This window comes from Paraburkholderia sp. GAS42 (genome assembly GCF_050436565.1).
GTDB lineage: Bacteria > Pseudomonadota > Gammaproteobacteria > Burkholderiales > Burkholderiaceae > Paraburkholderia.
This window is the reverse complement of the sequence record NZ_JBNDML010000023.1, coordinates 53,575-66,512: the sequence shown is the minus strand read 5'-3', so window position 1 is coordinate 66,512 and position 12,938 is coordinate 53,575. Positions and strand designations below refer to the sequence as shown.

At 61.5% G+C, this 12,938-nt stretch carries 13 protein-coding genes and 1 pseudogene; 3 read left to right on the top strand and 11 right to left on the bottom strand.

All coding sequences use genetic code 11. The features are described 5' to 3' along the window. Positions 1-108 precede the first annotated feature (108 nt). Positions 109-1,986 carry an ArnT family glycosyltransferase gene (locus P3T16_RS28025; RefSeq protein WP_429344770.1) on the top strand — a complete coding sequence of 626 codons (1,878 nt, stop codon included), beginning with the start codon at positions 109-111 and terminating at the stop codon, positions 1,984-1,986. Positions 1,987-2,062: 76 nt separating this feature from the next. Here P3T16_RS28025 and P3T16_RS28020 read toward each other — a convergent pair whose 3' ends face one another. The 3 genes from P3T16_RS28020 to P3T16_RS28010 form a co-directional block, all read right to left on the bottom strand. Beyond that, positions 2,063-2,794, bottom strand: a complete 732-nt coding sequence (locus tag P3T16_RS28020; RefSeq protein ID WP_429257975.1) for an alanyl-tRNA editing protein — start codon at positions 2,792-2,794, stop codon at positions 2,063-2,065. Positions 2,795-3,294: 500 nt separating this feature from the next. After that, positions 3,295-3,714, bottom strand: a complete 420-nt coding sequence (locus P3T16_RS28015) for a TetR family transcriptional regulator (RefSeq protein ID WP_429344769.1) — start codon at positions 3,712-3,714, stop codon at positions 3,295-3,297. Between the two features lie 215 nt (positions 3,715-3,929). Next, the gene (locus tag P3T16_RS28010) at positions 3,930-4,106 is read right to left on the bottom strand and encodes a hypothetical protein (protein WP_429344768.1); all 177 of its coding nucleotides are present in this window, start codon (positions 4,104-4,106) and stop codon (positions 3,930-3,932) included. A 190-nt stretch (positions 4,107-4,296) separates the two neighbouring features. On the opposite strand from P3T16_RS28010, the gene P3T16_RS28005 reads away from it, so the two are divergent. Next, positions 4,297-4,605 (top strand): hypothetical protein, encoded by a 309-nt coding sequence (locus P3T16_RS28005; protein WP_429344767.1) that lies wholly within the window; start codon positions 4,297-4,299, stop codon positions 4,603-4,605. A 53-nt stretch (positions 4,606-4,658) separates the two neighbouring features. Then, positions 4,659-4,895 (top strand): hypothetical protein, encoded by a 237-nt coding sequence (locus P3T16_RS28000; RefSeq protein ID WP_429257971.1) that lies wholly within the window; start codon positions 4,659-4,661, stop codon positions 4,893-4,895. 70 nt (positions 4,896-4,965) lie between these two features. Here P3T16_RS28000 and P3T16_RS27995 read toward each other — a convergent pair whose 3' ends face one another. The 8 genes and pseudogenes from P3T16_RS27995 to P3T16_RS27960 form a co-directional block, all read right to left on the bottom strand. Then, positions 4,966-5,712, bottom strand: a complete 747-nt coding sequence (locus P3T16_RS27995; protein WP_429344766.1) for an H-NS family nucleoid-associated regulatory protein — start codon at positions 5,710-5,712, stop codon at positions 4,966-4,968. 136 nt (positions 5,713-5,848) lie between these two features. Then, positions 5,849-6,583, bottom strand: coding sequence for a hypothetical protein (locus P3T16_RS27990; RefSeq protein ID WP_429344765.1), 735 nt, complete (start codon positions 6,581-6,583; stop codon positions 5,849-5,851). A gap of 59 nt (positions 6,584-6,642) precedes the next feature. After that, on the bottom strand, positions 6,643-7,314 hold the full coding sequence (locus P3T16_RS27985; RefSeq protein ID WP_429344764.1) for a DUF429 domain-containing protein: 672 nt from the start codon (positions 7,312-7,314) through the stop codon (positions 6,643-6,645). A gap of 305 nt (positions 7,315-7,619) precedes the next feature. Next, entirely contained in the window at positions 7,620-7,835 is a 216-nt protein-coding gene (locus tag P3T16_RS27980) for a hypothetical protein (protein WP_429344763.1), read from the bottom strand. Continuing rightward, positions 7,832-8,791, bottom strand: a complete 960-nt coding sequence (locus P3T16_RS27975; RefSeq protein ID WP_429344762.1) for an SOS response-associated peptidase family protein — start codon at positions 8,789-8,791, stop codon at positions 7,832-7,834. The genes P3T16_RS27980 and P3T16_RS27975 overlap by 4 nt, the downstream gene beginning before the upstream one ends. A gap of 582 nt (positions 8,792-9,373) precedes the next feature. Then, positions 9,374-9,604 (bottom strand): annotated as a pseudogene (locus P3T16_RS27970) (hypothetical protein); the annotation flags it as partial. Positions 9,605-9,865: 261 nt separating this feature from the next. Further along, positions 9,866-10,294, bottom strand: a complete 429-nt coding sequence (locus P3T16_RS27965) for a group II truncated hemoglobin (protein ID WP_429344761.1) — start codon at positions 10,292-10,294, stop codon at positions 9,866-9,868. Positions 10,295-10,352: 58 nt separating this feature from the next. After that, on the bottom strand, positions 10,353-12,854 hold the full coding sequence (locus tag P3T16_RS27960) for an ABC transporter permease (protein WP_429344800.1): 2,502 nt from the start codon (positions 12,852-12,854) through the stop codon (positions 10,353-10,355). Between the last annotated feature and the right edge of the window lie 84 nt (positions 12,855-12,938).

Genomic DNA, 12,938 nt, shown 5'->3' with positions numbered 1-12,938 from the left:
GGAGCAATGCGCGAGCCAGGACTACACGTGGCGCTACCAGACGACACGGACGACACGCATAACCACTCGCGGACCGCAGGGTCGCAGCGGCGACCAGAGACTTTCGCAATGGATCACCCAAAGCCACATCCTGCGCGCGTTCACGCGACAGGCGCCGCCGTCGCGAGCGATGCGCGAACCGGCGCGGCAACCCCGCTGCTGATGGCTGGAAACCCGGCCGCTCCGCTTTCACCCGCCACGTCCGCGAGCCCGGTTCGCCGGATCGAATGGTCGCGCTCCGTCATCTGGATCATCGCCATCGCGGTGCTGTGTGCGTGGGTGCTGCCGGGCACACTCGGGCACGACCCGTGGAAGCAGGACGAAACCTATACAGTCGGCATCGTCCAGCACATGCTCGAAACCGGCGACCTGGTGGTGCCGACCAACGCCGGCCAGCCTTTCGTCGAAAAGCCGCCCATCTATGACTGGGTCGCCGCAGGCCTAGCGTGGATGTTCGGACGCTATCTGCCGCTGCACGACGCCGCCCGCCTTGCGAGCGCGCTTTTCTCGGCCGCCACGCTGTTCTGCACGGCGCGCCTGGTGCGTGCTGGAACCGGCGCACAACGCTGGCTCGATATCCGCGTGATCGGCGGCATTGCGCTCTTCGCGAGCAGCCTTGTCGTGATCAAGCACGCGCACGACATGATGACCGACGTCGCGCTGATGGCGGGCGCAGCGCTCGGCTTTTGCGGACTGTTCGAGCTCGTGTGCGCGCAGCTTCGCACGATCGACGACGCTCCGCAGCCGGCTGCGAAGCACGCGGCGGTGATGTTCGGCGCGGGCGTCGGCGTCTCGCTGATGGCCAAGGGCCTCTTTGTGCCACTCGTGTTCGGTGCGACGACGGCGGCGGTCATGCTGCTCTATCCCGCGTGCCGCACGCGCAGCTTTGCGCGTTCGCTGATGCTCGCCGCGCTCGTGTTCGCGCCGTTTGCGCTGATCTGGCCGGCCTGTTTCTACACGCGCTCACCAGAGCTGTTCAAGGTCTGGCTGTGGGATAACAACGTCGGCCGCTTCTTCGGGTTTTCTGTGGCCGAGCTTGGCTCGGAAAACGACACGCGGTTTTTCATACTGCGCGCGCTCCTGACCGTCGGTTTCCCGGTCAGCCCGCTCGCGCTCATCGCGCTCGCGGCACGATTGCCCGGCGGATGGCGCCATCTGCTCGATCCGAAGATCGCGCTGCCGACGCTCTTCGCCGGCATCGGCGTGCTCGTCCTGCAGATGTCGGCGACTGCGCGTGAGGTCTATATCCTGCCGTTCATCGCACCGCTGGCGCTGCTCGCCATACAGGGCGTCGAACGCGTACCGGAACGTGTCCATTTCTTCTGGGATATGACGAGCCGCGTGCTTTTCGGCGCCTTCGCCGCGCTCGCATGGACCGTCTGGTCGACGATGACGGGGCCGGTCAACGCCCATGCGAGCGTGCATCTGCTCGGCCGCTGGCTGCCGCTCGACTGGGTGATGCCGATGCGGCCGGTACTGATCGGTTCAGCGCTGCTGCTGACGACCGGCTGGCTGTGGCTGCTGCCGGCGCTCAAACATGCAGGCCTATGGCGCGGCGCGTTGAGCTGGTGCCTCGGCGCGATCGTCGCATGGGGTCTCGTCAGCACGCTCCTGCTGCCGTGGCTCGATGAGGCGAAAAGCTATCGTTCGGTGTTCGAAGACCTGCGCACGCACCTCGACATGGACTGGAACGACGGCGACTGCATGGCGAGTATCGGGCTGGGTGAATCGGAAGCGCCGATGCTGTATTACTTCGCCGGCGTTGAACACATGCCCGTCAAGGACACCGACAGCACGGAATGCACGTGGCTCATTGTGCAAGGCGGCCGACACGCCACGCGCCCTCTGTCAAGCGACTGGCAGCCGTACTGGTCAGGTGCGCGGCCCGGCGATACCGACGAACTGTTGAGCGTTTTCGTGCGCACGCCGGCCACAGGTCAGCCTTAACCGTCAACGACGCAGGCGGCGTGGCGACACGAACGTCTCCCTGCGCGACGCAGCAGCCGTTCATCCGGCCACGCGCTCACACAAACTCCAGCACGATGCGCCGCGTGCGCGCGCTCTTCTTTTCCAGCTTTGCCACACGTAACGCGCCGATTTCCTCCGTGTTGCGCACGTGCGTGCCGCCGCACGGCTGAAGATCCACATTTTCGATGCGCAACAGACGCACGCGCCCGAGCCCCATCGGCGGCTTCACGCTCATCGTGCGAACGAGTTCGGGACGCTGCTCCATTTCTTCATCCGTGATCCATTGCGTCGAGACGCCATGCGCGCCGCCGACCAGCTCGGCGAGACGCGCTTCGATCATCTCGCGTTCGATCGGCTCGACTGTCGCAAGATCCAGACGCGCGTATTCGCTCGTGATGCTGCAGCCGTCCACCGGATACGGCAGCACTGCGCAGATCAGATGACTCGCCGTATGCAGACGCATGTGCCGGTAACGACGCTCCCAGTCGATGTCGGCTGTCACGCGCTCACCCGGCTGAAAGCGCGCCAGCAACGCTTCCTGACCGGGCGCGGGAACATGCACGGCGTCATCGGGCGTGGCGCCTTCGAACTTCGCCTTGCGGGTGTCCGCGATAACAAGACGCGTGCCGTCGGCGAGCGTCAGCGTGCCGGCGTCGCCCGCCTGGCCGCCGCCTAGCGGATAGAACACCGTCTGGTCGAGATGGATGCCCTGCTCGTCCACGGCGGTAATCGTGGCTTCGCATTGCGTGAGATAGGCATCGTCGCGAAACAGCGCGCGCGTCGTCATGATGAATCCCTTCGTTGTTCCGCAAAAACCCATTATGCCGGGCGGTCGGCGGCACCGAAAGTCAGCCGCATGGCCAGGACGACCGGACTGTACTGGCTGTTGAAACAGGCCAGTTGCGGCCGCGCCGCGGCACTCCAGGTCACGCAGAGCGCGGCGCAACGTGTTATCCGCCGCCAACTGGCAGACAGACGCGCAGCCGGATCAATCCGGCCGGTTACGCATCCAGCTCCTGTGAAGACTACTTACTGTTAGTTGTTGCTAAATAGCTGAGTGGAAAAGGGCGAGTTCTATTCCGGAAGGCAGTTGCCATACTGCCGAACTCCGGGGCATGAGACTCGTCTTCTCCACGGATGACTTCGTCTACGCCGGACCGCCCCGTCCAGACCCAGTGAAACATAACTCCGTTCCGTATTTCACTTCGCCAGCAACCGTTGGTTATGCCCACGCATATTGCGCGTCCCAGAGGTGACTCACGTCAGATACAACACGGCATCGCTGTCTCAGCCCCCCTTTCGATTGGGCATCACGAAAACTTTTCCAGCAACCTGAGCCTGGAGAGAGGTTATCTCGTCGCGGAGCGTCTCGTTAATGGACGCAAGGGTGGCGATATCACTTTGCGCCGCCTTAAGCTGCTCTCGTAGTTCCTTCGGCTCGGCACGCGCCTCGGCAAGCTCTGCTGCCTTGATATCGCGCTGATGGCGCGTGGAACGACCAACCAGGGCTCGAATGTCTTCAGCGGGGTCGGGGTAAGTGTTGTGGATGAGGCTTGGGCTCGCCCCCGCCTCGGCGGCGACCGCTGATATGCTCATTTTCAGGCCTTTATTCTTGACCCGCAAAACCGCAGACTGTAGTTCCTCCTTCGTCTTGTCCCGGTTGCGCGGCCGAGGCTCACGAGTCGCGTTTTTGCCAGTCGGCTTCACGAGATTATCCCCGACTTTGCGTAGGCCGCCCTTTGTGCCGCAGAAGGTAAAGGAACACCAAGTTCTCGTGGGACCTGCTTAGAGCGCTGAATTGGCAGGAGCAGTTCGTCCAAATCGCGAACAGGGATAGCTCGCGTTTGAAGCAACTTTTTGCCTCGGCGGAGCGAATTGGCTTGATAGTTCTTTTTCCTCGCCATTGACTGTTCCCCGGGTTATCAGTTCGAAGACGATGTGCTGACGCTGTGTGCGAGCAGCACCGGGGTTACGTCGTAGAGACGGTCGAACTCCTCCATCATCGAAAGCGCCTCTGCGCCCACGAGCCGCTCAATTTGGTCGAGGTACACCATCGTCGTCTGCACGTTCATATGCCCGAGGCGGTCGCGGACATACATAAGCGGCTCCAACTTGATGCTCGGGTTCGCAACTGCAGGTCCTGACGGCATATCGCGCACGCGGTACTCCGGCGCTAGTAATGCCGTGTTACCAATCTCGCACCGGCGTTTCACCTGTGTCCAGCATCGCAACCTACACTTCGAGCCGTAGTCACTGACATTGCACTCGAATGTGCGAGGAGTAGCGAAGATGAACAAGAAGATACTTGGCGCAGCACTTGGTCTGGCGGTTCTGGCGGCATCAACGGCAGCATCGGCGCACGTCGACGTCGCCATCGGACTGGGCATCCCCGGAGCCGTGTATGCGCCGGCAGAGCCGGTGTACGCACCGCCACCTCCCGTCGTGTATGCTCCCGCACCTGTCGCCGTCGCGTACGGCGGTGACGACTGGCGTGCCCGGGAATGGCGCGAGCGTCGTGAGTGGCGTGAACGTGAATGGCGCCGCCAGGAATGGCGTGAGCACGAGTGGCGCGAGCGTCGTGATTGGCGCGGGTATTGAAACGACACCGGAAAGCGCCACATCCGAAAAATCCAACCTCAGAGTACCTTCGAATGAAAGCTAGCCCGATAAGAATCGCCTTGATTGCAACGACGCTGGCCTTCGCAATGGCAGGCACGGCAAACGCCGCAGGCTGCCTCAAGGGCGCGGTGGTAGGCGGGGTCGCTGGGCATTACGCGGGGCACCACGCTGTCGTTGGTGCGGTAGGTGGCTGCATGGTCGGCAGGCACCTTGCGAAGCAGCACGCTCAACAGCAAGCCGCGCAACGTCAGGCAGCCCAGGCGCAATAAAACGTCGTGTCGTTTGCTTGCCCGGTGGGCCTGGAGAATCGCTAGTCCACCGGGCAACTGCCAACTGCGCTCAGGTCGTCAACTCGGCGCCGGACTCGACTGTGGCCACCGGAGCAGTCACGGCTGCTGTCTTGCGTGGCGCTTTCTTTGCCGGCGCTTTCTTGACTGCAGCCGGCACGGTGTTCTTCGCTGCTGCTTTCTTGGCCGGCGCCTTTGCGCTCACGGCCTTCCTGGCAGCAGTTTTCTTCGCCGTCGGGGCCTTCTTCGCAACAGCCTTCGTGACCGCCGGTTTCGCATCGGCCGCCGTGCTGTCGCCATCAATCAGAAACTCGCTGCGGTCTTTGGCAGCAGCCAGCCACGCCGGCGCACGACCGCGGCCGCTCCATGTCGCGCCCGATGTTGGGTCCTGATACATCGCCGGCTGCGGACCGCGAACATAATTGCCAGCAGCCTTCGCTTCGCTGACGGGAGCCGGCTTCGCCATCGCCGTACTTCCGTCAAACAAGAATTTGTCTCGGTTCTTCGCGGCGGCAATCCAACCTGGTGCCCGGCCACGTCCGGTCCAGGTTGCACCACTCTTCGGGTCGCGATACTTGACCGCAGCAGCGCTACCTTTGCTCGTGGTCCTGGCAACTGCCTTCGTGGCGCGTTGCTTGCCGCCAGCGTGCGCGTCAATGTCAGCGGTGGTCAGGCCGTGCTTCGCCATCAACTCGCGAATCTTTTCGATGACGCCCGACGATTGCTTTGCAATCAGCGCATCCGCTTGGGCCTGCAATTTTTTAATCTTCGCCTGCATTGCTTCCAAAGTCGTTGCCATCAGGTGGCCTCCTCATAAATGTGGTCGCAATATGCCACGGTCTCGCTAGGAAAGGCTAGTACATTGACTGGAGCGGCGTATCACCGAAAATCACAACACTGCGTCGCCGCGCTCCATGCCCTTCTATGCGGTCCGCTCAAGGCTTGTCCTTGCCGCGAACATTACTTGGTGGTTCCCCGGTGCTTCCACCGCTCCTCCTTCGGCGTTGGAAGAGTGCGCCGAATCCAACGGCGACAAGCAATGCCGTCATCAGACCGGCGCTCATGCCGGTCGTGCCACGCGATTCACTCGCGCCCGAGGGAGTAGACGCGACCGTAGGCGAAGAGGCTTGTGTCTCCACGGGTTTCGGAAGCGCCACGCCGGCGGCACTCCCTTGGCGCACCAGAGATGCTTCCGAAGTCGGCAAGGCCTGGGATGCGGGAAGGACGATTGCTTCCGAAGCAGGTCCGACAGGAGCCATGGCAGTAGCCGAGGCCATAACCGGAGCCACTGCAGCGCGGGAATTGGTTTCGACAGACTTGGCCACCGCCGCCCACCGAGCAAATACGCCGTCGATGCAGTGGACGTCACTGCAGGCGTTGCGCGATTGCCGCCAGTGAGCGAGTTGTTCGGGTGAGAGCTTTCCACTGCTCAGCAGAGCCTGCTGCTGCGCGAAGACATCGTCGTATTCATTGTTCAGGATGGCGTGGTCGCATATCACGCGTTCCGCCGGTTGTCGCGTGGTCGCACATCGAATATCGCTCGCCCATGCCGCGGTCGATCCAAACGCTGCCATTGACAGCAACAAGACCAAATTTCGTCTCAGATACACCCGTCCTCCTGGAATGTGATTGCCGCTATTAAAACTGCCGTCGCCCGTGAGGGAGCTCAAGTCTGTGCCTAACGGACTCAAGGGACACATGGCGCCGCTATTGCATCAGCCGTATTAGTTCAGTCTTGGGAAAGGTCTGAACTAACTCGCCTGTCGTGAACAGCGGGAGTAGGCACCACGATCAATCCCCCTAGCTCATCGCCGTACGCTTCGACTCTTCCGTCAAGTAGATAATTTGCCGTCAACGCGCACAGCGCCGCATCAACGTCGTCGATAGACCTCAGCGGCGTTGTTTCAACTCCTTCATGTTTGAGGATTTCTCGGCGCTGAGTTCCCTTTTTCTTCGCTGATGCGACTTCCTTCCCAAGGTAGGCGCAAGTTATCGCGTGGGGAAACGTCTCGAAACACACCCGGTCACCGATTTCTTCACCATTCTTGAAAAGAGGAAAGTGTGGAGCGAATGCGTCATATACACGCTCGCCGTTGAACATCCACCCGTAGAATCCGCTTTTGCTGGACATGGCCATTTCGCGAGTCGGTGTGGCAAATGAAAAGATTCTTTGCTGAGCAAGAGACTTCTCAGCTTGCCTGCCAGCCTCGCCAATTCGCCACCTGCAGGGTGCGTCAATGCCCACCGCCGCTACCTCAAATTCGAAGCATTTTTCGAGCATATGCCCCGGCGCTTCTTTGCGGAGGTTGCACACAATCTGGGTACCACGCAAGATAACCAGATGATTCCCCTTCCGGTCTCCGCCAATATCGATTCCAGCTACAGCTCGTCCAGAGCTCATAGTGCAATTGCCCATTTAAATAAGTCCCGGCGTTCGCAGGGGAGGAATGCAGAATAGACCGGTGCGTTGTCGTCGTCGAACTGGGTGGACACTCCACGCTGTACCCATCGCAGCGTCCTTCCGATCTGGTGAAATCCAGGCGTGAGGGTACTCGTGCTCCTTCGAGATTGAGCAAGCATTGCGTCAATGCTGACCGGCGTTTAGCAGCATCCAAATCTGCCGCGCCGGCGGTCCGACAAGAATTCGCGCAAACACCGCGCGACAGCGAGCGCGGGTGTAGTGCTCTTCTACTCGCACATCTTTCATCATGCCGGCGCCGTTGAGCGTGGGGTCTTGATGCGGCGGCTCAGCGGCCGAGTTGCCGTATAGGTCAGCACATCGCGCACAAGGTTGAATCCAAAGGTCCATTCGTGAGTTGCCAAAAATTGCGAGCGGTCGTGGCTGACAACTGCAGTTGCGCGAGGAACTGTGCGGCTCGATTTAGCCAAGCCATTATCGCGGAGCAAAGTGATGGCAGTCATGCCGCCAGTCGGTGTTCGTAGTAAGGTCGGTCACGGTCGTCCAGAATTGCATACAACGCCGCAAGGTCGGATGCGTTCGGGTTGAGCCACGCGTCTAAGTTCTCTGGTTTTATCGGAATAACGCAGCGGTCATGCCCCGCTGCAGAAATCTCTGGGGGCGGCTCATCTGTGATGGCGGCAAATGAGAGCAAGTCTGGCTCGCCCGGTGCAGACCAGCGCGACCATAAACAGGCAACAAGCATGTCGTGCGCCGGATTCGGCCGGAACTCCAAAACAACGTTTTCGTCTCTCTCACCTTTGGCAACGTTTCGCCCCTCCATCTTTGCGCGGCTGACGTTTTCATAAAACGCATTGACGACAAGGATGCCGTGCGAGTAACCGAACAGCGGCTTCCAAAAACCTTCCAAGCTGTCTCTTCGGGCGTTATAGGTTCCGGGGAATTTGACGTCATACGACGCCGGTTTGCCCGCAATGCGGCACTGATAGCGCATGGGCTTTATGACGCGCTGTCCGTTCTCCATTACCATCACTGGCGCGTAGTGCCCAGGGAAGATGCGCGAATCGGGGGCCTTCGGCTCGGTCCGCTGTATGTCGTCAAGCTTGCCGCGGGTCCAGGCGATTTTGTCGGTGGCTATTCGCTGGCTTTCGGCGGCGGCTTTCGTCACCTTGGTCTGAAGTGAACGCTCGGCGTCCGCCAGGCGAGTGCGCTGCTTGAACAGGTCCTGCTCGAGCTTCGCCACCTGCTCCGCGTTAAACCGGTCGATGAGCGCCTTCACCTCGCGCTCGGCATCGGACTGAGGCTCCGAAAACGCATCTTCCATAGCCTTCGGAATCTTCGCTTTGCTGCCCTCCGCTCGCTCGAAAAAGAGGCGCGCGAATTCCTTGAGGCTCATCGTCGCGCCAAACATCCGTACGAACTTGCGATAGTCAGCTTGAATCTGGGCCGAGTAGCACATGGGAGTCTCCGGTTCGCGTCTCCATGATAATAGAAGCGTACGTTGGTGCCACTCGGGACAATGTCGGGCCCCGACCTAAACCGAAGAGGGCGACCCGCCGGAGCTAAAGAGTTTTCTTCAGGCAGACGGCGGTCGCGGGACACAAATGGGCAAACTGCGCACTCGCCTGGAGCTCAGTAGGTGCGCTTCCTCGCAGAAGTACGCCTCGAGCGCGGTTGACGCTGCATACACCTATCGAGTCGCACCGACCATCCGTTTACACCTGGTCAATGGATTGGAAAGTCGACGATTCCAGCAGTGTTCCGAATCATTGGGCCGTTCACCCGGCACGTCAAACATGGGTTGCTTTGTTCAGGCGGGGTACCAATGCGCGTCTCGATTCTCTTCTGGGGAAACGCCCAATGGTATTTGCCAGATGATGGACTAGCCTACTTTAACTATGTCGACACATAACATGTGAAGAAAAGGACATCACCATGCTTACATGCGAGAGGTGTAGTGCACATTTCCGTCACGTCATTTCCGTCGCATTTCTCATTCTCGTCCTTTGATAGAGATAGCTGTCGCCACTGTGTCTTGAGGTCAGATGAAATGGTGAGCCACGTCGGGTGCCAGTGATGCAGCGGAGATAGCGCTTCGGTGAAAGTTGCGACTCATTGATGGCAGCTCGCCAAGCAGATACGACATGTCGATGAGGCGTTGAGCCACGAGATGTCGTGCCTCACCTTCGCACTGCCATACACCAGGCACTCCGAGTAACGATGCGCCAAGGACTTCCTTACGCTGCTTCTCAAGCACTTTGGGCCAGACGATACCTAACGACTATGTCCGCGAACAGTCGTTGGCTTGTCACTTAGCTTTAGTCGGTTGTGGTCGAGGCGGAGGAAGCCGCCATTCTCTAAATGAAATAATCCGTGTCACATATCTCGCATATCTGCTTTGGAAAGCGGGCTATGGCGACGCAGATTTGCAACTTTTCTGCGAAGTCGAAGCAGTCCTGGATGAAGCAGTTATCCGGGCACAGCAGGATGCCTCGTGGAGGCTAGAGGAAGTCGAAGCCGCGGCCCCTCAGACTTACGTCATCTTCTTTACTAACGATTTCTGGTTGACCATCCAGTCCGCGGTTTCGAAAAACGAATGCAGGAGCCGCTCGCGCAGCGCTTCAGGTAGCCCAATGTCTTCCATCGCCCACGCCATGCAGCGCAGCCACTGGTCGCGCTCGTCCGACGCGATCGCGAACGGCAGATGCCGCGCGCGCAGACGCGGATGCCCAAAGCGGCTGATGTAGTGATCCGGCCCGCCGAGCCAGCCGCAGAGGAACCAGAAGAACTTGTCGCGCGAGCCTTCGAGCGTCGGCGGATGGAGTGCGCGGATGCCGGCGAATTCCGGTTCGAGGTCCATCAGGTCATAAAAGCGGTCGCTGAGTTCGCGCACGCGCGTCTCGCCGCCCACGAGTTCGAACGCCGTGGTTTGAGCGGGCGCTTCGTCGATCGGATCAGTCATACGTGAAAACAGAAGAAAGTCGAAAAATCAGATGCGGCCTCGTGTCGGACGTGAGGCCTCAGGCGTCACGCAGCGATTGCAGTGCCGGACGCGACAGGACATGCCGCAGGCTCAGCCAGCCGCCGATGCCCGCGCACGCGATGCCCGCAGCGATCCCGGTCGGCAGCAGCCACGGGTTGAAGTCGAGATGAAAGTCGAAGACGCGCGTCGCGAGCACCCAGCCGATGATCTGCGCACCCACCGCCGCCATCAGGCCCGCGAGCGCGCCGACCGCGACGAACTCAGCCACCTGCACGGCGCGCACCTGTTGGTGCGACGCGCCCAATGCGCGCAGCAGCGCGGATTCTCGCATACGCTCGTCGCGCGTGCCGGCGAGCGCCGCGTACAGCACCAGCACGCCCGCCGCGAGCGTAAAAGCGAACAGGAACTGCACCGCGCCGATCACCTGCTGCAACACGCGTTGCACCTGGGCGAGAATCGGGCCGGTATCGATCGCGGTGAGGTTCGGATACGCGGAAATCAGGCCGTCGATCGTCGCGCGCTTTTCGGGCGCCAGATGGAAGCTCGTGATGAACGTCGCAGGAAAGTCCTGCAACGACGAGGGCGGCATCAGCACGAAGAAGTTAACCTTGAACGAGCCCCAGTCGAGCTTGCGCACGCTCGTGACGGGCGCGTCGATCTGCAGGCCGGTCACGTCGAAGCGCAGCGTATCGCCGGGCTTCACATTGATGATCTTCGCGAGACCCTGCTCGATCGAAATCTGCGGCTTCGTCGCCTCGCCGTACCACGTGCCGGCTTCGATGCGGTTGTCGTCGGGCAGGCTCGTCGTGTACGAGAGGTTGAATTCGCGATCCACCAGGCGCCGCGCGTCTTCGGTCTTGTACGAATCGGGATTGACCGGCTTGCCGTTGATGGCAATCAGACGGCCACGCACCATCGGCGACAGTTCGGTGCCCGGCAGCCCGTGCGCATTCAGATACTGCGTGACAACTTCGCGCTGATCGGACTGGACATCGATGATGAATTCGTTCGGCGCATCCGGCGGCGTCGACTTGCGCCAGCCGGCAACCAGGTCGTTGCGCGTCATCGCGATCAGCAGCAGGCACATCAGTCCGATGCCGAGCGCCGTGATCTGCAACGCACTCGCGTTGCTGCGTCGTTCGAGCGAAGCCAGTGCGTATCGCCAGCCGATGCCCGCATTCAGACGCTCGCTGCGCACGAGCTTCGATGCGCCCCACAATGCGAGCCGGGCGATGATCGCGAACACGAGCAGCCCGCCCGCGAACCCGCCCGCGACGATACCGCCCAGCTTGAGTTCGCCTGCAGCGACGATCAGCAGCGCCGCGAACAGCACGATGCCGAGCGCGTATGCCGCCCACGCGATGCGCCCTTCGTCGCCCCACTCGCGACGCAGCACCCGCACGGGCGGCACGCGCGTCAGCGGCAGCAACGGCGGCAACGCGAAGCCGAGCAGCAGCACGAGACCGGCCGCGATGCCTTCGAGTGCGGGCCACGCGGTCGGCCACGGCAACGCGACGTCGATCAGGCTCGCGAGCCACCACAACAACGCGAGGTGTCCGCCGAATCCAAGCGCCACGCCGAGCGCACCACCCATCACACCGAGCCCGACGAATTCGAGCGTGAAGAGCGAGCGCAGCGTCTTCTGGCTGACGCCGAGGCAACGCATCGCTGCGCAACCATCGAGATGCCGTCGCATATAACGATCCGCCGCCATCGCAATCGCGACGGCGGCAAGCAACGCCGTCAGCAGTGAAACGAGGGTGAGGAAATGGCTCGCGCGATCGAGCGTCTGGCGCACCTGCGGCTGCCCGTCCTGCAGTGATTCGAGCGCGACGCCGCGCATCTTGCCGCCGTCGACGCGTTCATGCGACCACTGCGCGAATTGCGCGACGGCTTCGTCCGGACCGGCGACAAGCAACCGATAAGTCACGCGACTACCGTACGCAATCAGGCCGGTCGACGCGACTTCGTCTTCGCGCAGCATCAGGCGCGGCGAGAAATTGACGAACGAGAATCCGCGATCCAGTTCGCGCGTGATGACCGCGCCAATCGTAAATGTGCGACTACCGACCTTCACCGCATCGCCGACCCGCGACTTCAACGCATCGAGCAGCGCCTGATCGACCCATACGGTGCCCTTCGGCGGAATCGCGTTGACGGCGTGATCGGGCGCATCGGGCGCGGGCGCGATGCGCAGTGCGCCACGCAACGGATAGGCGTCCGATACGGCCTTGATCGCGGCGAGCCGCGACACCGGCTGGTTCGCGTTCGAACCCGGCGTCGAACTGATCATGCTCGGGAAAATGGCGGTGGTCGCCGTGTTCAGCTTCAGCGCCTGCGCTTCGCGGCTGAACTGCGGATCGACCGGATGATCGGCACGCACGATGAAATCGGCGGCAATCATCCGTCGCGCATCGCGTTCGAGACCTTGATGCAGGCGGTCGGCGAGAAAGCCGACGCTGGACAGCGCCGCGACCGCGAGCACCAGCGCGAGCAGCAGCATCGTCAGTTCGCCGGCGCGCCAGTCGCGCAGCGTCATGCGCCCGGCCTGCCTGATGAGATCAGACAGCGTGAACCGTCGCGCTGCCCTTTCGCCTGCCGGAATGCTGATCGAAATGCGCTG